The 23,330-nt window shown below is 70.9% G+C and carries 20 protein-coding genes and 1 pseudogene; 13 read left to right on the top strand and 8 right to left on the bottom strand.

The genetic code is table 11. The features are described 5' to 3' along the window. Positions 1-73: 73 nt before the first annotated feature. Together HN013_RS24135 and HN013_RS24130 are read left to right on the top strand one after the other, a co-directional pair. A complete protein-coding gene (locus tag HN013_RS24135) occupies positions 74-667 on the top strand; it encodes a TetR/AcrR family transcriptional regulator (protein ID WP_171169659.1) in 594 nt (197 codons plus the stop codon). Then, positions 664-1,530 (top strand): alpha/beta fold hydrolase, encoded by an 867-nt coding sequence (locus tag HN013_RS24130; protein WP_171169658.1) that lies wholly within the window; start codon positions 664-666, stop codon positions 1,528-1,530. Before HN013_RS24135 ends, HN013_RS24130 begins: the two co-directional genes overlap by 4 nt. Positions 1,531-1,583: 53 nt before the next feature. On the opposite strand, the gene HN013_RS24125 is transcribed toward HN013_RS24130, so the two are convergent. The 4 genes from HN013_RS24125 to HN013_RS24110 form a co-directional block, all read right to left on the bottom strand. Next, positions 1,584-3,047, bottom strand: a complete 1,464-nt coding sequence (locus tag HN013_RS24125) for an ABC transporter ATP-binding protein (RefSeq protein WP_171169656.1) — start codon at positions 3,045-3,047, stop codon at positions 1,584-1,586. 65 nt (positions 3,048-3,112) lie between these two features. Then, on the bottom strand, positions 3,113-3,970 hold the full coding sequence (locus tag HN013_RS24120; protein WP_398980626.1) for an ABC transporter permease: 858 nt from the start codon (positions 3,968-3,970) through the stop codon (positions 3,113-3,115). Continuing rightward, positions 3,967-4,989, bottom strand: coding sequence for an ABC transporter permease (locus HN013_RS24115; RefSeq protein ID WP_398980636.1), 1,023 nt, complete (start codon positions 4,987-4,989; stop codon positions 3,967-3,969). The genes HN013_RS24120 and HN013_RS24115 overlap by 4 nt, the downstream gene beginning before the upstream one ends. Next, positions 4,974-6,485: an ABC transporter substrate-binding protein gene (locus tag HN013_RS24110; RefSeq protein WP_212764744.1), complete on the bottom strand. Its 1,512-nt coding sequence runs from the start codon at positions 6,483-6,485 to the stop codon at positions 4,974-4,976. The genes HN013_RS24115 and HN013_RS24110 overlap by 16 nt, the downstream gene beginning before the upstream one ends. A 411-nt stretch (positions 6,486-6,896) precedes the next feature. Between HN013_RS24110 and HN013_RS24105 the strand changes: the two genes are divergently transcribed. From HN013_RS24105 to HN013_RS24085, 5 genes are read left to right on the top strand one after another with little or no spacing between them, the layout of a single operon-like run. After that, entirely contained in the window at positions 6,897-7,889 is a 993-nt protein-coding gene (locus HN013_RS24105) for a TauD/TfdA family dioxygenase (RefSeq protein WP_171169651.1), read from the top strand. A gap of 31 nt (positions 7,890-7,920) precedes the next feature. Continuing rightward, on the top strand, positions 7,921-8,937 hold the full coding sequence (locus tag HN013_RS24100) for an ornithine cyclodeaminase family protein (protein ID WP_171169649.1): 1,017 nt from the start codon (positions 7,921-7,923) through the stop codon (positions 8,935-8,937). Continuing rightward, complete coding sequence (locus HN013_RS24095; RefSeq protein WP_312018702.1) at positions 8,934-10,334, top strand: Y4yA family PLP-dependent enzyme; 1,401 nt, start codon at positions 8,934-8,936, stop codon at positions 10,332-10,334. Before HN013_RS24100 ends, HN013_RS24095 begins: the two co-directional genes overlap by 4 nt. A gap of 39 nt (positions 10,335-10,373) precedes the next feature. Beyond that, on the top strand, positions 10,374-11,399 hold the full coding sequence (locus HN013_RS24090; RefSeq protein ID WP_171169647.1) for a cysteine synthase family protein: 1,026 nt from the start codon (positions 10,374-10,376) through the stop codon (positions 11,397-11,399). Next, the gene (locus HN013_RS24085; protein WP_171169645.1) at positions 11,399-12,805 is read left to right on the top strand and encodes an MATE family efflux transporter; all 1,407 of its coding nucleotides are present in this window, start codon (positions 11,399-11,401) and stop codon (positions 12,803-12,805) included. Before HN013_RS24090 ends, HN013_RS24085 begins: the two co-directional genes overlap by 1 nt. 7 nt (positions 12,806-12,812) lie before the next feature. Here the strand turns inward: HN013_RS24085 and HN013_RS24080 are convergent, their stop codons facing one another. The 3 genes from HN013_RS24080 to HN013_RS24070 are packed head-to-tail and all read right to left on the bottom strand — an operon-like array spanning position 12,813 to position 15,530. Then, complete coding sequence (locus HN013_RS24080) at positions 12,813-13,580, bottom strand: glycosyltransferase family 2 protein (protein WP_171169643.1); 768 nt, start codon at positions 13,578-13,580, stop codon at positions 12,813-12,815. Continuing rightward, positions 13,580-14,371 (bottom strand): glycosyltransferase family 2 protein, encoded by a 792-nt coding sequence (locus HN013_RS24075; RefSeq protein ID WP_171169641.1) that lies wholly within the window; start codon positions 14,369-14,371, stop codon positions 13,580-13,582. The genes HN013_RS24080 and HN013_RS24075 overlap by 1 nt, the downstream gene beginning before the upstream one ends. Positions 14,372-14,399: 28 nt before the next feature. Continuing rightward, on the bottom strand, positions 14,400-15,530 hold the full coding sequence (locus tag HN013_RS24070) for a glycosyltransferase (protein WP_171169639.1): 1,131 nt from the start codon (positions 15,528-15,530) through the stop codon (positions 14,400-14,402). A gap of 285 nt (positions 15,531-15,815) precedes the next feature. On the opposite strand from HN013_RS24070, the gene HN013_RS24065 reads away from it, so the two are divergent. From HN013_RS24065 to HN013_RS24040, 6 genes are all read left to right on the top strand, one after another. Further along, on the top strand, positions 15,816-17,012 hold the full coding sequence (locus tag HN013_RS24065) for a glycosyltransferase (protein ID WP_171169637.1): 1,197 nt from the start codon (positions 15,816-15,818) through the stop codon (positions 17,010-17,012). Positions 17,013-17,718: 706 nt separating this feature from the next. Continuing rightward, entirely contained in the window at positions 17,719-18,012 is a 294-nt protein-coding gene (locus HN013_RS24060) for a hypothetical protein (protein WP_171169635.1), read from the top strand. Positions 18,013-18,106: 94 nt separating this feature from the next. Further along, positions 18,107-19,075, top strand: coding sequence for a hypothetical protein (locus HN013_RS24055; RefSeq protein ID WP_171169633.1), 969 nt, complete (start codon positions 18,107-18,109; stop codon positions 19,073-19,075). Continuing rightward, positions 19,072-20,184, top strand: a complete 1,113-nt coding sequence (locus HN013_RS24050; protein ID WP_171169631.1) for an FAD-binding oxidoreductase — start codon at positions 19,072-19,074, stop codon at positions 20,182-20,184. The genes HN013_RS24055 and HN013_RS24050 overlap by 4 nt, the downstream gene beginning before the upstream one ends. A 43-nt stretch (positions 20,185-20,227) precedes the next feature. After that, positions 20,228-21,286, top strand: a complete 1,059-nt coding sequence (locus tag HN013_RS24045; protein WP_171169629.1) for an AMP-binding protein — start codon at positions 20,228-20,230, stop codon at positions 21,284-21,286. Further along, a complete protein-coding gene (locus tag HN013_RS24040) occupies positions 21,286-22,647 on the top strand; it encodes an aldehyde dehydrogenase family protein (RefSeq protein ID WP_171169627.1) in 1,362 nt (453 codons plus the stop codon). Before HN013_RS24045 ends, HN013_RS24040 begins: the two co-directional genes overlap by 1 nt. A gap of 45 nt (positions 22,648-22,692) precedes the next feature. Here HN013_RS24040 and HN013_RS24035 read toward each other — a convergent pair. Then, positions 22,693-23,325: pseudogene (locus HN013_RS24035) on the bottom strand (histidine phosphatase family protein); the annotation flags it as partial. Positions 23,326-23,330: the final 5 nt, after the last annotated feature.

Genomic DNA, 23,330 nt, shown 5'->3' with positions numbered 1-23,330 from the left:
GGGATGATGCCCTATTGGTGTTCCTAGGACTCCTAGGGTAAAACTAGGAGCCCTAGGAACCAAGGGAGGGCGCATGGTGCGGGCCGGTCTGACGGCGGAACGGGTGACGATCGCGGGCGCCGAGCTGGCGGACGAGGTCGGGCTCGACCAGGTGACCATGGCGCGGCTGGCGCGGCGGCTCGGTGTGAAGGACGCGAGCCTGTACTCGCACGTCCGTGGTCTGGAGGACCTGCGCGGACGGATCGCGCTGCTGGCGGCGGACGAGAAGACCATCCGCATCGCGGAGGCGACCGCAGGCCGGGCGGGCAAGGACGCGCTGGTCGCGTACGCGAACGCCTGGCGGGAGTACGCCCACCGCCACCCGGGCCGCTACATGGCGACGCAGATTCCGATCGAGATCGACCCCGAACTGGCCGCGAACGCGCCCGGACCCCGGCGCGCGGTCGAGCTGACCTACGGCATGCTGCGCGGCTACGGGCTGACCGAGCCCGACCTGACCGACGCGGTCCGGCTGCTGCGCAGCACCTTCCACGGCTTCGTCGCCCTGGAGGCCGCGGGCGGATTCGCGCACCGGCGTACGCCGCAGCAGTCCTGGAGCCGTTCCCTCGATGCCCTGCACACCCTGCTGGAGCACTGGCCCACGTCCCGAGAAGGAGACCCCTCATGACCGCGCCGACCACCGGCACCCTGCGCGTGAACGGCGCGACCCTGCACTACGAAGTGCGCGGCCGGGGCCCGCTCCTGCTGCTGATCCCCGGAGGGGCGGGCGGCGCCGCCGCCTTCGACGGCATCGCCGACGGCCTGGCGGCCGAGTACACCGTCGCGACCTACGACCCGCGCGGCATGTCCCGGAGCACCCTGGACGACCCCGAGGCCGAGCAGCACGTGGCCGAGCACGCCGAAGACGCCCTCCGCGTACTGGAGTCGCTGTCGCCCGGTGAGCCGGCCCGCGTGTTCGCCACCAGCTCGGGCGCGATCGCCGCCCTGCACCTGCTCACCGCCCACCCCGACCACGTCGAACGCGTCGTGGCGCACGAACCGCCGGTCGTGGAGGTCCTGCCGGACGCAGCCGAACACCGCGCACTCATCGCACGCGTGCAGGAGACGTTCCGCACCCAGGGGCTCATGCCGGCCATGGCCGAGTTCGCCGCCGGGCTGACGGCGGGAGCGAAGGAGGACGGCGCCGCCACCGAGCCGAAGCCGGAGCTCAAACTCCCGCCGCAGGCAGCGGCACGGGCCGAGCGGACGATGGCCAACCTGCCGTACTTCCTCGGGCGCATCGTGCCCGCCTTCATGTCCTACGCCCCCGACCTCCACCGGCTGGACGCCCTGTCCGACCGCCTCGTCCTCGCCTGCGGCCAGGACTCGCGCGGCGAACTCCCCTACCGTTCAGCCGCCTTCCTGGCCGAGCGCCTCGGCACGGAACTCCTGCACTTCCCCGGCGGGCACACCGGCCTCACCACACACCCCGCCGCATTCGGCGAACTCCTTCGCGAGACCTTCCGCGCCTACAGCCTGTCCGATAAGTAATCACTTCGCCTGTTCGGTTCGAACGGGGCCGCCGGGCGCGGGGCGGGTCCCCGTCAGGTCGCTGTCAGGAGCGAGGCCGTGGGCCCGCTGTCGGTGACGCGTCCGGTGTCGAGGAGGTGGACGGTGTCGGTGTAGCGGGCGACGAGGTGGTGTTCGTGGGAGACGACGACCAGCGTCATGCCGTGCTGTTCGCGCAGTGCGGTGAGGAGATTCATGATGGCGGTGGCGGTGTCCGGGTCGAGGGCGGAGGTGACCTCGTCGCAGAGCAGGATGTCGGGGCCCGCGGCGAGCGCGCGGGCGATGGAGACGCGCTGGCGCTGACCGCCGGAGAGCTCGGCGGGGTGGCAGCGGGCGGCGTCGGCGGGCAGGCCGACATCGGCGAGGAGCGCGGCGACCCGGTCGGCGAGGTCTGCCCTGGCGAGGGCCTGGTGGAGCCGGAGGGGCCGGGCCAGGGCGGCGCCGACGGTCCGGGCGGGGTTGAGGGTGCCGAGGGGGTTCTGCGGGACCAGCTGGATGCGGCGTTGCCGGTCCCGGCCGCGTTGGCGTGCCACGGTGGGCAGCGGTCGGCCGTCGAGCGTGAGGGTGCCGGCATCCGGCCGCCGCAGTCCGGCGAGCACGCGGAGCAGGGTCGTCTTGCCGGAGCCGGAGGGGCCGACGATGCCGGTGGAACTGCCCGGAGCCGCCGCGAAGTCCACGTCCTCCAGGGCCGGGCGCCCGCGCCCGTGACGGGTGAACCGCACCGTGAGGCCGTGGGCGGCCAGCCCGGTCCCCGCCGTGCCGCCGGGGCGCGGTCCGGTGCCTTCCGGACGCGCCCGGGGCGGGGCCGGCCGTGGCACCGGCCGCGCGGCCGCGGCGAGGTCGACGACGTCGTCGGCGCAGCGGCCGACGAGGTCCGGGTCGTGGCAGGCGAGGACGATCGCGAGGCGGCGGGTGGTGGCGAGGTGGCGCAGGAGGTCGGCGATCTCGTCGCGCAGTGCGGCGTCGAGTCCTGCGGTGGGTTCGTCGAGCAGGAGGATGTCGGGGCGGCGGGCGAGGGCGCGGGCGAGGGCCACTCTGCGCTGCTGTCCGCCGGAGAGGGCGCCCGGCCGGCGGCCCGGCAGCCCGTCGTCGAGGGGCAGACGGCACTCGGCGAGCAGGTCCCGCACCGCCTGCGGGGAGGGGTCCACCGCGGTCTCGGCCACGAGGCGGCGGATGCGCATACGGGGGTTGAGGGCGGAGCCGGGGTCCTGGCCGACGTAGGCGAGGCGGTGGCGCCGCAGGTCCCGGATCCGGTCCGCGGAGAGGCCGAGGACGTCGTGGCCGAGGACGTCGATCGTTCCCGCCGAGACGCGGGCACCGTCGGGGAGGTCACCGACGACAGCGCGCAGCAGGGTGGACTTCCCTGAGCCCGAGGGGCCGGTGAGGGCGGTGATGCGGCCGCGCCGGAGGGTGAGGCCGGCGCCGGACAGCAGCACCGGCCCGTCGGGTATCCGTATCTCCAGGCCGGTGACGCTCACCACGGTCTCGTCGTCGGTCATGGCCGTGGCGGGTTCCTCTGCTCGACGGGGTGGGGGTACGGGCGGCCGTCGCCTGCCGACGGGGATCACCGGGCTGCCGCCGGGGCCCGGCGCGCGGTGGGCACGAGCGCGTCGGCGGCGAGGTTGACGCTGACGGCCAGGAGGCCGATGGCGATGCTGGGCGCGACGACGGACCAGGGGTTGAGGAGGGCGCCGGGAGCGTTCTCACGGATCATCAGGGCCCAGTCGGCGGCGGGTGGTTGGGGCCCGAGCTGGAGGAAGCCGGCCATGGAGATGACGTAGACGGCGGCGACGAAGCGCAGGCCGAACAGGGCGAGGACGGTGGAGCGCAGATTGGGCAGGATCTCGCGCAGCGCCAGGTGCCACAGCCGTTCGCCGCCGGCGGTCGCGGCCTCGCCGAAGCCCGACGCGGCGATGGGCGCGGCCGCGCCGGCGACGACGCGCACCGCGTACGGCACGCCGAGGACGGTGGCGGCGGCCATGACGGCGAGACGTCCGCCGCCGGGCCAGGCCAGGGCGACGAGCATCATGCCCAGGACCGGTGGCAGCAGGATGGCGATGTCGGCGCCGCGCTCGACGAGCCGTCCCAGGGTGGGGGTGAGGACGGCGAAGCAGCCCAGCACGGCGGCCAGGGCGGTGACGAGCAGGGCGACGGCGAGCGCGCTGCCGATGAGGGCGCTGCCGCCGTGCAGCATCCGGCTGAGCACGTCGCGGCCGAGCTGGTCGCCGCCGAGGAGTGCGTCCGCACCGGGCGGGGCGTAGGGCGCCGTGACGGGTGTGCCGACGGGGTGCGGGGCGAACAGCGGTCCGGCCAGGGCGAACAGCGTGAGCAGGAGCCCGGGCGCCACCGCGAGGAGCATGCGGGCGGAGGGGCGCCGGGAGCTGCGCGGGACGGAGGCGGGGACGGGGACGGGGGCGCTCATGGATGGGCTCCCGAGGTGCGGGCACGGACGAGGTCGGCACCGAGCAGGACGAGGCTGATGACGGCTCCGGTGCAGGCCAGGACCCCGGCGATGACCGGGGTGTCGCGGTCGGTGACGGCGCCGGACAGGACGGTGCCGACGCCGGGGTAGTTGAAGAGGGTCTCGACGACGACCGCCCCGCCCAGCAGCATCCCGGTGGACGTCGCGGCTCCCGTGGCGATCGCGGGCCACGCGCCGGGCAGCGCGTGGTGCAGCAGCACGCGCCGGGGGGACAGTCCGTCCAGCCGGGCGGCCGCCACGTGCGGGGCCCGGGCCTGGTCGGCCAGCGCGCCGCGGACGATACGGGCGTTCCAGCCGATCTGCGGTACGGCGAGGGCCAGGACCGGCATGACCAGCATGGTCCAGGAGGCGGGCGAGCCGTCGGGGGCGGTGAGGGTGACGGCGGGCAGCCAGCCGGTCCACAGGGACAGGACCAGCAACAGGCCGATGGAGACGACGAATTCCGGCAGGGCCAGCGCGATGCCGGAGGTGAAGCCGATGATCCGGTCCACGGCGCCGCCGGGGCGCACCGCCGCCCAGCAGCCCAGGGCGAGCGCGGCGGCGAGGGTCACGGCGAAGGCGATGGTGCCGAGGAGGAGCGTGTTGGGGAAGGGGGCGGCGAGCAGGTCGGTGACGCGCTCACCCCGCGCGGAGGTGCCCAGGTCACCGGTGGGCAACGCGGTCATCCAGTCCAGGAACCGCTCCCACACGGGCCGGTCCAGGCCGAGCAGGTGGCGCCGGGCCGTGGTGTCGGCCGCGCTCTCGCCGCGCTCGGACGTGGCCGAGGCCGCGTCGCCGGGCAGCAGCTCGATCGCGGCGAAGACGACGGCGAGCAGCACACTCAGCATCAGGGCCCGTTTGGCGATGACGACGCCGACGCGGCCGGCCGCCCGGAGGGCGCGGCGCGGGGCCGGGGCCGCCGCAGGTGCTGCGGCGGCCCCGGCCCCTTCCCTCACTGCCTCGCTCAACGCGCCAGCCAGACGTTCTCGAGCTGGACCCGCCCGTAGCCCGGCAGCCTGGGCAGATTGCGGACCTTGGCGCCGGCCAGGTCAATGCCGTCGGCCACACCCCACAGCAGATAGCCGGACTTCTCGTGCTCGATGCGCTGGAGTTCGCGCAGGGACGTGGCGCGGGCCTTCTTGTCGGCGGTGCCGAGGAGCTTGCGGTACGTGTCGTCGAAGGTCTTCTCGGACCAGCCGGCCTCGTTCTGACCGGCGCCGGTGACCATGGTCTTGGAGGCGAGGTACACCACGGAGTCGTTGGTGCCCCAGTAGTTGGTGTAGAACGCGCCCTTGAGCCAGGTCTTGTCGTAGAAGGCGCCCGACTCCTGCTTGACGACCTCGATCTTGATACCGGCCTCGCGGGCCTGGTGGGCGAAGAGGGTCGCGGACTCGGCCAGGCCGGGGACGTCCTCGGTGGTGATGAGCTCGTAGGTCCTGGAGAAGTCGAAGTGCGCCTCTTCGAGCAGCTTCCTGGCCTTGGCGAGGTCCCGCGCGCGTTGGGGGATGTCCTTGGCGTAGGCGGGGTCGCCGGTGCCCAGGATGTCGTTGGCGACGGTTCCGTAGCCGGAGAGGACCTGTTTGACCATGGCCTCGCGGTCGACGACGAGCTTCATGGCCTCGCGGACCCTGACGTCGGCGAAGGGCCCGTCGGCGGTGCGCATCACGATGGGCATCGCCATGTCGTTGGGGCGGCGGACGACCTGGACGTCCTTGCGCGAGGCGGCGGTGCGGGCGGCGACGGGGCCGGCGTTGGAGGCGACGTCGATCTGGCCGCCCAGAAGGGCGTTGGCCATGGCCTGGGGGCTCTCGAACATGGTCACCTCGATGGCGTCGAGGTGGACCGGCCCGCCGTGCCACTTGTCGTTGCGCAGCAGACGGGTGTTGCCGCCGCGGAACCAGTCGAGTGTGAACGGCCCGGTGCCGGGGGCCTTGGCGATGTCCTTGTCGGCGGTGTCCTTCTTGAGGACGAACGTCGTCAGGCGGAGGAGCAGGGGGAGTTCGGCGTTGGCGTAGTCGGAGACGAGGACCACGGTGTCCTTGCCGTCGGCGGTGATGTTCTCCGCCTTGATGCCGGGCAGCCGGGCCGCGCCGGCGGGGGTGTTGCGCAGCCTGCGCAGCGACCACACCACGTCGTCGGCGGTGACCGGTGAACCGTCGTGGAAGGTGGCGCCCTTGGCGATCGTGAAGCGCCAGGTCCTGAGGTCGTCGGATGCCTTCCAGCCGGAGGCGAGGCGGCCGACGGTGTTGTCCTTCAGGCCGGGTGCGGTGAGGGTGTCGTGGACGAGGGCGATGATGAGGTAGTCGCTCTCGTTGCCCTGGACACCGTGTGGGTCGCGGGTGGTGGCGGAGGCGCGGCCGAGTGCGCCGATGCGGAGGGTGCCGCCCTTGCGGGGGGTGCCGCCGGCGGAGTCCGCGGGTGAGGAGGACGTGTCCTTGCCGCCCCCACAGGCGGCGAGCAGCACGGCCGCGGCCATGCCTCCGCCGGTGCCCAGCGCTTGACGCCTTGTCCAATTCACGTCGTCCCCGTTCGCTGCGACTATGGGCTACTTAGGATTGCCTACCCTAATTCTGCCGTGATCGCAAAGATGTGTGGGGTTTGAAGCGAAAGCCAAACCGCCCTCAACCTCCGTTTCCCGCCTGCCAATTGCCTAAAATCGGGTGAAACGGACGACTCGCGAGTAAGGTTTGCCTTACCTAACTTCGGTGGTACTTTCCTCGGCAGCCGCTGACGCCAACCGTCAGTTCCCGCCATCCGCCCTCCCCCACCGGCCGCACTCCCGCGCACCGCCACCGGCCGCGCTCTCCGCGTACCGCCCTGCCTTGCGACCGCCCCGAGGCATGCCCGGAATCCGCTCGCCCACCCCACGGAAACGGATGACTTCGCCATGAGTACGGGACCCGCCCCTGTCCGCCCGCTCGACTCCGCCTCGGCCGCCGAGCTCCACCGGGCCGCCGGACAGATCCTCGCCGCATCCGGTACCTCCGCCACGTCCCCCGAACTCCTCGGGCTGGTCGCCGAGTCGGCGGCCGCCCTCAGCGAACCGGTCCGGCGGCAGCTGCGGCCCGTCGACACCGACGACGGCCTGTTCGTGCTCCGCGGCCTGACCGTCGACGACACCGCCGTGGGCCCCACGCCCGGAAGCTGGGCCACCGCCGGGGACAGCGGCGCCGTCCACGACATCGCGATGCTGCTGCTCGCCACCGCCATGGGCCATCCCCTCGCCTGGGAGGGCCAGCAGAACGGACGCTTCGTTCACAACATCGTCCCCGCAGCAGGCCGTGAGCAGGAGCAGACCGGCGCCGGCAGTGAGGTCCTCCTCAGCCCGCACACCGAGGACGCCTTCCACCCCGGCCGCGCCCATCTGCTGATGCTGGGCTGCATGCGCAACCACGACCACGTCGCCACCACCGCCGCGAGCATCCGCAAGGTACGGCTGACGGACACCGACATCGCCACGCTCTCGCGCGCCGAGCTGCCGATCCTCCCCGACGACGCCTACACGGAGGCGCAGGGCTTCGGCGGGAGCCCACCCGACGTCCCCGTCCTGTGGCAGTCCGAGGACGGTCTCACCCTGCGCTTCGACCCGGCCTACACCCCGCTGGAGAAGGCCGGCCCCGCCTACCGGGCGGCGTACGGGCGGCTGGAGGCCGAACTCGCCCGCGTCTCGGTGGCGGTGAGCCTGGAGCCCGGCGAGGTCCTCGTCGTCGACAACGACCTCGTCGTGCACGGCCGCGTCCCCTTCAAGGCCCGCTACGACGGCACCGACCGCTGGCTCAAGCGCGCGTCGGTACGCGTCCCCGGGCGCGCCACCCGCCCGCCCGCCGAGGCGGCCGAACACGGCTACGGCCAAGCCGCCCTTGAGGCGTACGCCACCTGATCACCGAAACCGGCAAGACGAGGAGCGGACCATGACCAGTCCCACCACGGACCCCTGCATACCCGCCGACGACACCACCCTGCGTCTGCTGTCCACCGGCGACCTCGCGGGCATCGGCATCACCCTCGCGGACGTCGTCGCCACGGTGGAGGGCGCCTACCGCACCCTGGCCGCCGGCCGGTCGGACAACCCGCGCAAGCTCACCGTCAAGCCCTCCGACGGCCACTCCGTCTCGTACGCGATGCTCGGCCGCGACGGCTCCCGCGATGTCGTCGCCGTCAAGACCTCGTACAAGCACGGCCTGGACAAGGGCCGCGAGGAGCAGCACTACTACACCTCGCTCACGCTCTACGACGACGTCACCGGCCTGCCCGTCGCGATGATGGACTGCGGCCGGATCGGCTCCCTGCGCACCCCGGCCGTCTCCGCGCTCCTCGCCCGCGAGCTCGCCGCCCCCGGCGCGCGCGGCGCTCTGGTCGTCGGCACCGGCACACAAGGGCGGCTGGCCCTGCCGTTCCTGCTCACCACGCTGCCCGATCTGGACCGGCTGATGCTCTTCGGCACCCACCCGGAGGGAATCGAGGCGGTCCGGGCGCGGCTGCGCGCCCACTTCCCCGGCCGGGACGTCGAGATCGTCACCGACGCACGGGCCGCCGCGGCCGAGGCCGACGTCATCGTGGCCACGGCGGGCGCCCACACCCCCGCGGCGATCGAGGCCGACGACCTGAAGCCCGGCGCGCTGTCGGTCCTCGTCGGGCATGGGCTGGCCCCCTCGACCCTGCTCCGCGCCGACCGCGTCGTGGCCACCAGCGAGGCCCAGATGAAGGTCACGGGCACCGACATGGCGGACGCCGACGGCGACTTCCCCGCCGTGGACGCCGAGTTCCCGCCGGTCCTCGCGGGCGCCGCGGCCGGCCGCACCGCGCCGGAACAGCGGATCTTCGCCTACAACAGCGGCCTGGTCGTCACCGACATCGCCCTCGGCCACCGCTTCGCCCAGCTCGCCATCGAGCAGGGCCTGGGAACGCGGGTGCCGCTGTGGCGGTGAACGGCATACCCCAGGCGCTCCCCACACCCCCCGCGCTTCCCACACTTCCCTCGCTCCCCGTGCACCCGGACCCCGAGACCGACGCGGTCCTCGACAGCGGTCTCCTCCACGAGCTGGCCCACGCCTTCGGCGGCCCCTTCCACTTCCTGCTCCCGCACCGCTTCGACGACAACCTCGCCGCGTTCCGCGCGGCGGCGGCCGACGCCGGGGTGGACGGGCGCGTGTACTACGCGAAGAAGGCCAACAAGGCCGCCGCGTGGATCGAACGCTGCGCGGCCACCGGCGCCGGAGTGGACGTCGCGAGCTCCGGCGAACTCCGCGAGGTCCTCGGCCACGGGGTGCGGGGCGAGAACGTCGTGGTGACCGGGCCGGCCAAGAACGCGGAACTGCTGCGGGTCGCCGTCCTCCAGGGCGCCCTGACCGCCGTCGACTCCCTCGACGAGCTGGACCGGATCGTCGCCCTGGCGCACACCTGCCCGGGCCGCCCCGCCCGGCTGCTGTTGCGACGGCTCCCCCCGGCGCAGCCCCACAGCCGTTTCGGCCTGGACGAGGCCGAGCTGGAGGAGGCGCTGACGCGGTGCGTACGGGCGGGCGACGCCGTCCGGATGGAGGGCTTCAGCTTCCATCTGCCGGGCTACGCCGTCCAGCCGCGCGCCGACCTGGGCGGCCACCTCGTCGGCCTCTGTCTCAAGGCCCGCGCCCTGGGGCTCCCGGCCGACCGGATCAGCATCGGCGGCGGATTCGCCGTCGACTACGCGGCGTCCGGCGACTGGCACGCCTTCCTCGCGGCGCAGCGGCCCGGGCACTACCACGCCCGCAAGGCCTTCGCCGCGGACGGCTTCTACCCGTACCACTCGCCGGACGCCGGGGCCGACGCGCTCCGGGCCGTGCTGGCGTCCGTCCCCGCGGGCGGCCGGGGCGGCCTCGGCCGCGGGCTGCGGGAGACCGGCACCACCTTGCTGATGGAACCCGGCCGTGCGCTGCTGGACCGGGCCGGCGCCTCCGTCTTCCGCGTCCAGGGCGTCAAGGACCGTGACGGCTACGCGATCCTCACCGTCGACGGGACCAGCCTCAGCCTGTCCGAGCAGTGGTTCAACAGCGAATACCTCCCCGACCCCGTGCTGGTCACCCGGGCCGGCCGGGCGGGCGGCCGGGGCGTCCACCCCGCGTGCGTGGGCGGCGCGACCTGTCTGGAGTCGGACATGCTCACCTGGAGAAAGATCCCCTTCCCCGCCCGCCCCGCGGTCGGTGACCTGCTGGTCTACCCCAACACGGCCGGGTACCAGATGGACTCCAACGAGTCCCCGTTCCACGACCTGCCGCTGCCGCCCAAGGTCGTCCTGGAAACCACCGGCGGGCGGCCGCGCTGGCGCCTGGACCGCCGCCCCTCCTGCTGAACCCCTCCGTCCGTCCCGCCTGTCACAGGAGCTCCCCCCATGAACGAGGCACTGACGCGCCCCGCCGTGGTCTCCCGCATATCCGACCTCATCGGATACACCCCGCTGTTCGAGCTGGGCCGCACCGAGAACGGCAGCCGCCTGCTCCTGAAGCTGGAGATGTACAACCCCACAGGAACCGCCAAGATCCGCATGGCACGCGCCATGGTCGACGCCGCCGAGGCCGCGGGCGAGCTGCGCCCCGGCGGCCGGATCATCGAGTCCACCTCGGGCAACACCGGCCTGGGCCTGTCGGTGATCGCCGCCGAGCGCGGCTACACATTCACGGCGGTCGTCGACAACCACGCCTGCGCGGACAAGCTGCGCGGTATGAAAGCCCTCGGCACGGAACTCGTCCACGTCGTCGACGACGGCACCGACGAGCTCGCCACCGCGGCCCGCGAGGAACTCGCCGAGGAGATGGCCCGCGGCCGGGACAACACCGTCTTCACCGAGCAGCACAACAACCCCAGCAACGGCGTGGGCTACTACCCGGTCGCCCACGAGCTCCACCAGGCGCTCGACGGCCGCGTCGACGTCCTCATCGGCGCCGTCGGCACCGGCGGCGCCCTCTGCGGCACCACCCGCGAGCTGCGCAGGCTCGTCCCCGGAGTGAAGACCATCGGCGTCGAGCCCAAGGGGTCGATCGCCTTCGGCGGCCCCGCCCACGACTACTACCAGTCGGGCACCGGCACCCCCGAGGGCGCCGGTATCGGCGCCCTGGTCGACTTCGCCCTGATCGACGAAGGGGTCAAGGTCGGCGACGTGGAAGCGTTCGCCACCTGCCGGGCCGTCGCCCGCACCGGCCTGCTCATCGGCGGATCCGCCGGCGGCGTCGTCCACGAGGCCCTGACCCGCCTGCCCTGTCTGCCACCCGGCACGACTATGGTCGCCCTCGTCAACGACGGCGGGGAGAAGTACATGGACACCGTCTTCAACGACGACTGGATGAACGACCGGAACCTCATCGACCCCGCCACGGAGCGCGAGATCGACGAAATCCTCACCAAGCTCCGCGAGAACTGATGCCCTCCATACAGCCGACCGCTCTCCTCCGCGACAGCCGCGCCCTGGCCGGCCTCGCCGTCCCCCTCATCCTCACCCAGCTCGCCCAGGTGGCGCTGACCACCACCGACACCGTGATGATGGGCCTCCTCGGAACCCGGGACCTGGCGGCGGGCGGCCTGGCCCTCGTCATCTTCAACCAGCTCCGCACCATGGGCGTCGGCCTCGTCACCTCCGTGGGCAACCGGATCGCCGCCACCGCCGCCCGCGCGGAGACGGCGGAAGGCGACTCCGCGGAGAGCGACGAGGGGGTCCGGAGGATCGTCCGCGCGAGCATGGCGGTGGCCACGCTCGCCGGACTGGCCGGTGCGGTCCTCATGCTCCTCATCGGCCAGGCCCTCCCCGTACTCGGCCAGGAGACAGCCGTCGCCGACCGCGCGCGGACGATGCTGCTGGCACTGGCCCCCGGCCTGCTGCCCTGCCTGTGGTTCCAGGCGGTCCGCCAGTTCACCGTCGGCATGCGCCGCCCACAGGCCCTGCTGCGGATCACCATCGCCTCCGTCGCCGTCAACGCCGGCCTCAACTGGCTGCTGATCCACGGCAGCTGGGGACTTCCGGAACTGGGCCTGCCCGGCATCGGCGTCGCCACGTCCACGGTCCATCTGCTCTCCTTCCTCGCCCTCTACGCCTCGGCGAGGAAGGACGCCGTCCTCAGCCCGCTGCTCGGCCTCAACGCGCTCGGGGCCGACCGCGCCACCGTGCGCGAACTCATCGGGCTCGGCATCCCCATCGCCGCGACCTACGGTTCCGAGGCCGGGTTCTTCTCCGTGACGGCCCTCATGGCCGGCTCCTTCGGCAGCGCCGCCCTCGCCGCCCACACCGCCGTCAACCAGCTCGTCTACATCGTCTTCCAAGTCGCCGTCGGCCTCTCCCACGCGGCCTCCATCAACGTCAGCCGCGAACTCGCCCTCGGCCGCGTCGACGCCGCCCGGCGCATCAAGAACACCGCACTCGCCTGCGCCGCCGCCGTCATGGCAGCCGTCGCCGTCGTCTACGCCACCCTGCCCGGCCTGGTCCTGCGCCCCTTCCTCGACGCCGGCGCCACGGGCGACGACAAAGCCGTCTCCATCGCCACCCAACTGCTGCTCGTCATCGCCGTGCTCCAGTTCTTCGACTGCGCCCAGAACATCGGCGTCGGCCTCCTGCGCGGCCTCGACGACACCGGAAGCGGCTTCCGCATCACCCTCGTCGGATACTGGGCCGTCGGCCTCCCCGCCGCCTGGCTCCTCGGCTACGCCGCGGGCCTCGACACCCTCGGCATCTGGCTCGGCCTCCTCACCGGCCTCGCCACCACCGCGATTCTCCTCCTGCGCCGCTACAACACCGCACTCCAGGCCCGCGAATCCCGGCCGGCAGCAGTCGCCTGACTGTCTGTCAGAGTTCCATGACCTGGCTGAAGTTGAGCAGCACCTTGACCGGTGTGCGGTCCTGGTTCACCGTGAGCCGCCCAAGACGCAGGTTCTTCTCGGCCCGGCCGATGTTCTCCTGCCACATGTCGTACCAGCTCAATGAGCTTCCGGTGTACTTCACCTTCTCGGCATCGGTGTTGCGGATGGCGAACGGCATGCGCTGGTCCACCCGGACGACGCGCATGCCGTGGGCGCGCGCCCGGTCCACCAGGTCCCTGTCCTGGCAGCCCATCGCAAGCAGCCCCTCGTCATATCCGCCGAGCGTGTCGAAGGCCGTACGGGAGAGTCCGATGCGTCCGTACGAACCGTTTCCGGGGTCCAGCCGGCCGTCCGCGTTGGGGCTGAATCCCCGGATGATCAGGTGCGGATCCTCTTCCCAGAGGGCGCGCCAGGTCGGGATGGTGTCACCGATGTAGTTGTCGGCGTCGAGGTTGACGAGATATTGACCGGTGGCGGCAAGATGCGCGAGATTCTTTGCCTTCGAAGCATGGAAATAGGGCTCGGTCTGCTGGTGGAGATAGCGCAGGATGCCGCTCTCGATGTGGCGCTCGAACCGCCGGACCCATGTGTCGAGCTCATCGTCGGAGTTGTAGTTCACAAGAACGATCTCACTGTTGCCCGCCTCGACGACACGCCGCAGATTGTCGGGAAGCGTCTCCGAAAGTTGCCACAGACGGTTCTTGCACGTCGTGCAGTAGGAAACCTTCCCCGGCGGAAGCTGCGCGGTCGGCATCAGAACGCGGTTTCCTCACTGAAGTTCAACAACGCCTTCATCGGGGAGCGATCGGAGTTGGCGGTGAGTCTGCCGAACCGGAGGTTCTCGGCCGATGTCTTCTTGTTCAGCTCCCTCGCATCCCACCAGTCCAAGCCTGTCCCCGAGTACCGCATGGTCTCCCGGTGGCTGTTGCGGATCGCGGCCGGCCCCGGCTGTCGGCTGCGCACGATGGGCAGCCCGGTGGCGGCGGCACGGTCCATCAGGTCCTGATCCTCGTGCGCCGAGGGCAGGAGGTGCTCGTCGTAGCCGCCGAGTGCGAGGAACCGGGTGCGTGGCAGCCCGATTCGTCCGTACGTCCCGTTGCCGCTGTCCGGACGGATGCGGGACGCCTCCTCCTCGGAGCGTTGTGGGCGGTTCTTGTCGGGGCTGAAGCCGTGGATCAGCAGGTCCGGCCGTTCCTGCCAGAGGGTGCGCCAGGTGGGGATGGTCTCGCCGATGTAGTTGTCGGCGTCGAGGTTGACGAGATATTGACCGGTGGCGGCAAGATGCGCGAGATTCTTTGCCTTCGAAGCATGGAAATAGGGTTCGGTCTGCTGGTGCAGATAGCGCAGGATCCCGCTCTCCATGTGGCGCTCGAACCGCCGGACCCACCTGTCGAGCTCATCGTCGGAGTTGTAGTTCACAAGAACGATCTCACTGTTGCCCGCCTCGGCAACACGCCGCAGATTGCCGGGAAGAGTTTCCGAAAGTTGCCACAGACGGTTCTTGCACGTCGTGCAATAGGAAATCCTCCCCACGGAACCCGACATCTCGCCCTCTCCCGACTCGTCCTGCGAATCAGCGGTACACGAACTGCTCGGCCAGGCCCCGGGGAACGTTCCCGTCCTGGCGCGCCAGGTGCACCAGCCGCTCCCCCACCTGGTCGAGCGACTCCCGCCGCGGCGTCCTCTCCTCGTTCCTGACCCTTCCGGACTTGAGCGCGCGGCCGATCTGCACCGCCAGGTCCTCCGGAACGGTGCTTTCCACCACCTCGCAGGAGCTGTCCGCCGCGAACTGCTCGACCCGGGCGCGCTGATCGTCGAAGTTCCGCTGGGCGGGGCTGGCGAGGACTCGGGCGCCTCCCGCCGTGGCCTCGTGCAAGGACCCGTAGCCGCCACGACAGATCACCAGGTCCGCCGCGTTCAGGACGTCCGGCAGTTCGCGGGCGCCGCGCAGCACGGTGAGACGGTGCGGGAATCCCGCGGGGATCTCCACCCCGGACCGGAACATCGGGCCGAGCACCAGCAGGACCGACAGGCCCGGCTCGGTCACCCGGGCGAGGGCGGCCAGGCTGTGGTCGAAGTGCTGCCGTGCTTCGGCCCCGTGGCCGCGTCCGCCGCCGGACATCACCACCACCAGCCGCTCCACGGCGGAGACGCCCAGCTTTTCGCGGGCCCGCACCGCGTCGGTCGCGGCGGTCCGGAAGACCGGCCCCGTCCAGACCGCCCGGATTCCGGCGGCTTCCAGTTGCCGCTCGAACTCCGCATGCGGGACAGGGTCGTCGGGGACGAAGACGAAGTCCATCCGCCGCAGCGGGCAGTCCGGCCGCGCGAGGTACTCGGCGAGATCCCGGCGCGGCCGCAGGCAGATCGCCTGCCGCGCGCCGACCAGCGCCGCCGCCCGCTCGACCGTGGGCCATACCAGGGTGTCGTGGACGACCACCCGGGGACGCAGACCCGCCAGTGCCGCGTGGGTCATGGCCGTGATGGTGGCCAGCATGTCGGGATGGGCCGGCTCGTCGCGGTACCGCCCTGCTCGTCCCATCGACGGCAGCTCGATCACCGGCACCTCACCACAGACCTCGTCCACGGCGGGACCGGAGCCGAGAATGACCGGATCCAGCCCGCGCTGCCGCAGCCGCAGATGCCGTGCCAGCGCGGTCTGGCGGGCCAGGTGGCCCGCCCCGACGCCGTTGATGGCGTGCAGCACGATACGGGCTGGCGCTGGTGATTCCTGTGGTCCGGAAGCACTCTCCGATTCCGGCCCCGGCGGGGAAGGTGTGCCGACCATGGTCGCCAGCATGGCAGATCGCCCTGCGGTGCACACCGGGGCCGGGGGTGCCCTCGCCCCCACCGGCGGGCCGACCATCAGGAACCGGCCATGAGGGCGGCGGGCATGTTCGAATTCCTCGGCGGACGGGCACCGTTGACGGTGCGGGACGCCAACTGGCCTTGCCCCGCCGTCCCGTCGGCCGGAGCGTCGGAGGACCACGCTGTGCCCCTGTCCGCACCGTACCTCCTGACCAGTGCGCCGCCCGCCGCCCTCGCCGCCCTCGGGTGGGCCGTGAACACCGTCCACCGACGGGTGGGACGGCGCTACCGGCCCGTCACGGCCCCCTACCGCCGGCCGCTGGCCGTGGTCTCGCCCGTCTACCGTGAGGACCCGCTGCTCTTCCGGCGGGCCCTGCGATCGTGGCTGGCCGACGAGGTCTCCGAAGTCGTCTGCGTGATCCACGAGGACGACCGTGCCTGCCTCGACGTGGCGCGCCGCTTTCCCGTGCGCGTCCTCACCACCGACAGGGCGGACAAGCGCGATGCGCTGCGGCGGGGATGGCAGGCCGTCTCCGCCGACCTGGTCGCGCTCGTCGATTCCGACGTCGTCTGGGCGCCGGGCGTGGCGGACGCGGTGCGTGCCCCGTTCGCCGACCCCCGCGTGGGTGGCGTCGCGACCGCCCAGTACGCCCTCGACCCGGACAGTTTCTGGGAGTACGCGGGAGAACGCTTCAAGGGACAGGGCAGGCTGCCCGCGTTCACCGCGGCGGGCCGGGCCATGATGTGCGTCATCGGACGCACGGGGGTCTACCGGCGTACGGTGCTCACGGCAGTCGCCGACGACTTCGTCAACGAGTCCTTCCTCGGCCGCCGGTGTGTCGTCGGGGACGACACCCGGCTCACCGAGCTGACCCTGCGGGCCGGTTACCGCACCGTCTACCAGCGCACCGCCAGGGTGTGGTCACGCTATCCGGGCACCGGACGTGAGTTCCTCGGCCAACGGCTGAGGAACGCCCGTAACTTCTGGCGGGTGAGGCTCACCGCTCTCGTCACGGGCTGGGTCTGGCGGTATCCCTACCTCGCCTTCGGCACGCTCACCGATGTCATCAGCCGTGGCGGGTTCTGGCTGTGCGAGATCTACCTCGTCCTGCTGGCCGTCGACGGGCAGCCGCTCGTGCCGGCCGCCGTAGGGGCGTGCTACGTCCTGCACCGGGCGGTCACAGCACGGACGTTCGTGCGCCGGCACGCCCTTCCCCGGTGGCACGTCGTCGCCCAGATCGCCATCGAACTCGTGCTGCGGAATCTCGACCTGGTCGGCCTGCTCACCATGCGCCGCCAGACGTGGCTGACCCGCCACGCACCTCCAATCGAAGACGAGAACGCGGAAGGTTTTCCACGTATCGGTGAGGCCTGGCGGTAACGGGTGAAATGGAGCTTGTACGTCCGCGGGACCTCTCGCGTCCTCTGTCGTCGGATGTCTGCCCACGGGCAAGCACGCCCTGGTCCCGCTGCCGAAGTGCACCTAACCGGTCACCGCCATCGGCCGCCGGGACGGCTACCACACATCCGCCCGCGCCGAACGAGCGCCGCGGGCCGAACCCCAAGTCAAGGGTTGACCAGTTGATCGTGGCATGTATTCTCGTTTGAGAGACGCCACCACTTAGGAAGACCTCGGTAGACCCCGGAGGGATCCTTGTTAGACCGGTTCGATTGGCAGCTGCAAGTTAGCGATCCAGTTACCGTCAGTGGACATACCCATAACGAGGATTACCTTCACGGGGTACTCACGCCCATTCCCGAGCGGCGTAAATGGCTGATGAAGCATGCCGCTGGCCGGATGAATTCCCAGCAGATGACTGAGCGAATCTCATCACGCCCGGTTCGCGTGCGGGCGGGACCCGTAACGCAATGAAGTCCTTTGATATCGCATGGAGAGTCAATCACCGTGCGACAAAAGGCGCTTCGCTGGTCACCTATCGCGCGCCACGCTCGGCGCCCCTCCGCCCTGGATTCCTGACGAGAGAACCTGACCGCCGCCCGAAGGAATGACGCGGGCGGTATCCGGCAGGCGCCGGCTCTGAGAGGCCAGGCGCTCGCGCTGCCGGCCTTCCTCGCCAGGGCGACCCTTGAGCAACTCGGATGCCCCTTTCGGGCTCGGCACCGAGACCGCCCGCCGCTGTCTCAACGAGGGCATCCACGCCTTCGCCGTGCCTGCCCCCAGCCTGGCCCACGCCCTCGCCACCTCCGGTGAGGAGCGACGCTTGCTGCTGGGCGGCTTCTTGATGTCCGCCTGGCGCTGCACCAGCCCGGCACCGGAGAAACGGCCAACACTGCCTCTGCGCGCCCGCGAGTCCCCGCAGAGCGGCACTTCGCACGGCTCAAGAGCTGGAGAGCTGGAGAGCTGGAGAGCTGCTCACTGAACCCCGCCACGATGACGTAGGAAACCGACTCCGTCCGTGAATCTTTCGCAGAGAAACAGAAGCTGCGACATCTCACCGAACGAAGGGGAATACCTTGACTGAAACGTTTTCCGGCCGGCATATCGAGATATCCTGGCCCGACCTGGGTATCACCGTGACCGCGGAACTCGACGGTCGCAACCCTGAACTCGCCGACGCGCTGTGGGAGGCGTTGCCCTATCAGAGCCTGCAGGGACACGCGCTGGTGGCGGGACAGCACCTGTATCACGCGGCACCGATCCCGTCGCTGCTCCATCTGTCAGCCTCCACTCGGATCCCGGATCGACGCGAGGCGCCCGACGGGACCGTATTCTGCTCCGCGCTCCAGCATTTGGGCATCAAGTACGGCACATTGACAGAACCGATGCCGGCGTCTCCGGTGGGCCAGATCCGGCAGGAGGATATTCCCGCACTGCAGGAAGCGGGGCAGGCGGTCTGGGACTCGGTCTATTCGTCGAAGAAGCCGATCCTGGCGGAGGTCCGCAAGGCGGGAAGCGAAGGCGGCCACCGTATTCCGCGATTGACCGCCGCGGATCCGGAGGCGAACCGTCTCATCCACGACGTCTGCACCGCGACCGAGCGGGCCTGGCTGTCCGCGCCGCAGGAGCTCGCTGATCTCCATGAGGGGGTGATCCCTTCCGGGGCAGGGAGTTTTGAGACGGTGCTGCCCACTCTGCTGTTCGTCAACGGTGAGACCCGGCCGCTGGGATATGCCACCTATGGTGGTCTGGTCCGGGCCGCGGTCCAGGACATGCCGATGGACTCGTTGCGTCACATGGCGCGGCTGCTGGTCGGTCTTCCGGCCGAGTTTCTGGGCTACTGCGGCCTGGAGCAGCTCTGGAGTTTCACTCAGCGCTTCCTGAACTGCCTCGACCAGCTCGATCGCGATGATTTCCTGAGTGTGGTGAGCCAACTGGCCCTCTACGTCAACTGCCTGGGTGGCTGGAACCTGCATCTGTACCCGTGGGACTCCGGAGATCACCTGCGCCAGCTGCGCCCCGATGAATCGGTCCGCCAGTCATGAGTCAACTCCCCGAACGCACGGACGTCGTCGTCATCGGCGGAGGCGTCATCGGCAACTCGACAGCGTGCCAACTCGCCGAGGCAGGCGTCGGTACCGTCCTGCTGGAGCGTGGCGCGCTCGGATCGGGATCGTCCGGGACCACTGCGGGCGTTGTGCGTACCTACTTTCCCGGCAAACCTCTCATCAGCAGCCTGGCCGTCCGGAGCCTGGCGGCTTACCACGCCCTCGCCGAACGGACCGGAACCGACCTCGGTTTGCAGCGGATCGGCCTGCTCGTGCTGTTCACCGAGGAACACCAGGTGCGGGACTTCCGACACACCCAGGCCGCCCAGCAGGCAGCCGGAGTGGATGTCGAACTCGTGACCGCCGCTGAAGCGGCGCGGCTCAACCCGCTGGTCGACGAGCGAGCCATCCTGGCCGCGGCCTGGTCGCCCGAGGCCTACGCGTGCGAGCCCGCGGCGATCGTGCGCGGCTACGCCACAGCCGCCCGGCAGGCCGGCGCCATCCTGCGGACGGAGACACCCGTCACCGGCATCGACCCGGACGGGCGGGTCCACACGCCTGCGGGCAGCATCCGCGCCGACACCGTCGTCTGCGCGGCAGGCCCCTGGGCGGGAACGGTCGCCGCCATGGCCGACGTGCGCATCCCTATGACGCCCTACCCCGTCGAAATGCTCCTGACCGACACCCCCGACAGTGCCCCGCGCGACGCTCTGCCGATGACCATGCACCCGTCCAGCCTGCGGATTCGAAGCTGGGGAGACCGCATCCTCGTCGGAATGGGCCGCCCCGCTCCGGACGAGACCCGGCAGGCCTGGCTGCGACGGGTGTCACACCACCTCGGCACGGCCTTCCCGGCCCTCGCAGGCAACAGCCTCGAGCACGGGTGGAGCGGAGACCTCGATGTCAGTCCGGACGGGATGGCTTTCATCGGCCGCGATCCCTCCCGGCCGTTCCTCTACGCGGCTGGATTCTCCGGTCAGGGACTGTGCCAGGCACCTGCCGCCGGAGAGATCATCCGAGACCTCGTGCTCGACAGGAAATCCTGGATCGACACGTCCGGCCTCTCCACCGACCGCTGCCTCAGTGGCTCGGCCGGGACCGGGTAGGAAGAAAAGACGTCATCAGCCCATTCTTTCGAGAGGAAAGTCCATGATCGAGCGCGCTGACGGAGAGTTCGTCCGGGAGATGATGCGGTGGCACTTCAGTCCGGAGACCGGGTCACCGTTCTGGCTGAAACGGGCCGGGACCCTCGGCTTCGATCCACTGACCGATGTCCGGGATTTCGACGATCTCGGTATGTTTCCCAATGTGGTGGACGAGCTGCGCGACGTCGGCGTCCGTGAGCTGATTCCCCGTGGCTACGGTGACGACCACGGGGTGGCCGTCTACGAAAGCGGCGGTACCACAGGGCAACCCAAGCGAGTGGCGTACGCCGCGGAGTGGCAGCGGCGCAACGTCGAATGGTTCAGTGAGCGACTGGATGCTCACGGCGTACCTCGCGATGTCGACTGGCTGAGTGCGGTTCCCTGCGGGCCGCACAATGTCGGAGCGATGGCGGTCGACACCGCGATGATTCGGGGTGGGCTCAACTTCAGCATCGATCTGGACCCGCGATGGGTGAAGAAGGTGCTCGCGCAGGGCCGGACGGACGTGGCCGACGCCTACACCGACCACCTCATCGAACAGGTCGGCCACATTCTGCACGCCCAGGATGTGGGCGTCCTCTTCGCCACCCCGCCGATGCTGGAGCGCCTCGCGCAGCACGACGACCTGGTCGAGTTGGTGAACCGGAAGGTTCGCGCGATCATCTGGGGCGGTACCCATCTGGACGCCGACACCCGGGATCTGCTGCGCGACGAGGTATTCGGAAACGCCAGGATGGTCGGCGGGTACGGCGGCACGATGATGCTGGGGACAGCGGTGGAGCGGCCCGGCCTCGGTGACGACGAACCGTGTGTGTTCGACTCCTTCACTCCGTACACCACGTTGCGGGTGATCGACCCCGACACCGGCCGGGTTGTTCCGTACGGCGAGCGCGGGCAGATAGTCGTGCATCACATGAGCCGAACCGCCTTGCTCGTCAACAACATCGAGCGGGATTACGCGACCCGGATCGCACCCGTGGACGGCGGCTTCGGTGACGCGGTCGCTGACGTCGCACCCGTGGCGTCCTTCGGCGACACCAAGGTGATCGAGGGCGTGTACTGATGCTGTCCCTGGACGTTCTCGGCCCCGGCGGCCCCTATCGGTCCCGGCGCCAGGAGGCCATTCGAGATATCGCCGGAAACCAGGTCGCGACACTGAGTCTCGCACCCTCGCTCTACATCACCCGCACGATAAAGGCCCTGCGCCGAGCGCCGGCGCTACCCGTCGACGCACGGATCGCGGCGTTCGCACAGGCGGGCCGGGCCTTCGCCACGCGGTCGGTCGCGGGACTGACGCCGGAGGAATACCAGCACACCGTCAGCGCGGCCACCGGGATACCGATCACGGTGGTGCGCCATGCCACCGACGACATCGCGCGGGCCGCCGAGCGGATCCACCACACCGTGGAGAACGCGCGGCCGGCCGCCGCGGTCGGCTCGTGGCGCGATCCGCGGGCCCGGGACGGTGCGGCGGTATGGACCCGGCGCGGTGAGGTGTTCGCCGTCCACGCGGCGGGCAATCACCCCGCGGTGCACCAGGGTTGGTTCGACGCCCTGGCGCTCGGCTATCGCGTCGCCGTACGTCCCTCCCGTCGTGAGCCGTTCACCCCGCATCGGCTGATCACCGCCCTGCGCGAGGCCGGCTTCGGCGACGAGGGAATCGCGTTGCTGCCCACCGACCACAACGTGGCCGACGAAATCCTCCGGCACGCCGACTTCGGAATGGTGTACGGCGGTGCGGATGTCGTGCGCAAATACGCGGGCGACGGACGCATTCTGCCGCAGGGCCCCGGCCGCTCCAAAATACTCATCACCGCGGAAACCGAGTGGGAGCCGATCGTCGACACCATCGTGGAGTCGATCAGCAGTGGTGCGGGCGTCGGTTGCGTCAACGCCACCGGCGTACTGGTCGAGGGCGACCCCTCCCCCGTGGCCGCGGCGATCGCCGAACGCCTCGCCGCGCTGCCCAGCCTGCCCGCGACGGACGAACGCGCGGTCCTGCCCGTGATGCCCATCGGTCCCGCCCGTCGGTGGGACGAGGCTCTGCGGCAGCGGGCAGCGGGCACCAAGGCGTGGCTCGGCGGTGACGGTATCGCCGACGATCTCGGCGACGGTTCGGCGGTGCTCCGGCCGGCGGTGCACCAGCTCGACAGCCCGTTCGCCGAACAGCTCGGAATGGAGTTGGGCTTCCCCTGTGCGTGGGTCGCACCGTGGGATCGCGACGCCGGAATCCGGCCGCTGCGCGACACGCTCGTCCTCACCGCCGTCACCACCGACGAGGACCTGATCGACGCATTGGTGGCCGAGCCGACCATCGCCAACGTCTACGTCGGCGACCATCCGACACCATGGACGGAGCACGGACTGCCGCACGACGGCTACCTCGGCGAATTCCTCATGCGTACCAAGACGATTCGACGCTGACCGACGATGGGGCAGTGCCGGGCACCGCCCCATCGGCCGGCGAGGTCAGAGGTGGTCCGCCAGGTGCGATGTGTCGTTCAGCAGTCGCACCGACGCGTTCCCGTCCCCGTCATAGGCCACGGCCGACAGCGAGGCCGCCGACAGTTCCATCCGGAACAGCGACGCGGGCGGCGCGCCCAGCGCCAGCCGAACCAGCGTCCGCAACACCCCGACGTGCGAAACGACCAGCACCGTCTGTCCCTTGTACCGCGCGAGGAGCCGGTCGCGCGCGAGCGCGGCCCGGCGCGCGACCGCGGTGAACGTCTCCCCGGTTCCACCCGGTACCGCCGCCGGAGAGGCGAGCCAGGCTGCGAACTCGTCCGGGTGGCGCTCACGCACCTCGGCGAACGTGAGTCCCTCCCAGGCGCCGAAATCCGCCTCGGTGAGCCCTTCGTCGACATGGACTTCCAGGCCCAGCCGTCGTGCCGCTTCCCCGGCCGTCTGCCGGGCCCGGCGCAGCGGTGAGGACACCACCGCCTGCACCGCGCCGCGTGCCACGAGCGTCCTCCCGGCGGCCTCGGCCTGCCGCAGCCCGGTCTCCGACAATGCCGGATCGGAGCCGCCGCTGCCGGACAACCGCTTCTCCGGAGTCAATGCCGTCTCACCGTGGCGCAGCAGCACAAGGGTCGTGGGGGTGCCCTGGC

It is taken from the genome of Streptomyces sp. I05A-00742, from assembly GCF_013055795.1.
Taxonomy (GTDB): domain Bacteria; phylum Actinomycetota; class Actinomycetes; order Streptomycetales; family Streptomycetaceae; genus Streptomyces.
Note: the sequence above shows the minus strand (reverse complement) of the source record. Positions and strands in the feature narration are given on the sequence as shown.

Coding starts and splice junctions, on each gene's coding strand:
- HN013_RS24135 (WP_171169659.1), top strand. CDS start 74: ATGGTGCGGGCCGGTCTGACGGCGGAACGGGTGACGATCGCGGGCGCC.
- HN013_RS24130 (WP_171169658.1), top strand. CDS start 664: ATGACCGCGCCGACCACCGGCACCCTGCGCGTGAACGGCGCGACCCTG.
- HN013_RS24125 (WP_171169656.1), bottom strand. CDS start 3,047: ATGACCGACGACGAGACCGTGGTGAGCGTCACCGGCCTGGAGATACGG.
- HN013_RS24120 (WP_398980626.1), bottom strand. CDS start 3,970: ATGAGCGCCCCCGTCCCCGTCCCCGCCTCCGTCCCGCGCAGCTCCCGG.
- HN013_RS24110 (WP_212764744.1), bottom strand. CDS start 6,485: ATGGCCGCGGCCGTGCTGCTCGCCGCCTGTGGGGGCGGCAAGGACACG.
- HN013_RS24105 (WP_171169651.1), top strand. CDS start 6,897: ATGAGTACGGGACCCGCCCCTGTCCGCCCGCTCGACTCCGCCTCGGCC.
- HN013_RS24100 (WP_171169649.1), top strand. CDS start 7,921: ATGACCAGTCCCACCACGGACCCCTGCATACCCGCCGACGACACCACC.
- HN013_RS24090 (WP_171169647.1), top strand. CDS start 10,374: ATGAACGAGGCACTGACGCGCCCCGCCGTGGTCTCCCGCATATCCGAC.
- HN013_RS24085 (WP_171169645.1), top strand. CDS start 11,399: ATGCCCTCCATACAGCCGACCGCTCTCCTCCGCGACAGCCGCGCCCTG.
- HN013_RS24080 (WP_171169643.1), bottom strand. CDS start 13,580: ATGCCGACCGCGCAGCTTCCGCCGGGGAAGGTTTCCTACTGCACGACG.
- HN013_RS24075 (WP_171169641.1), bottom strand. CDS start 14,371: ATGTCGGGTTCCGTGGGGAGGATTTCCTATTGCACGACGTGCAAGAAC.
- HN013_RS24050 (WP_171169631.1), top strand. CDS start 19,072: ATGAGTCAACTCCCCGAACGCACGGACGTCGTCGTCATCGGCGGAGGC.
- HN013_RS24045 (WP_171169629.1), top strand. CDS start 20,228: ATGATCGAGCGCGCTGACGGAGAGTTCGTCCGGGAGATGATGCGGTGG.
- HN013_RS24040 (WP_171169627.1), top strand. CDS start 21,286: ATGCTGTCCCTGGACGTTCTCGGCCCCGGCGGCCCCTATCGGTCCCGG.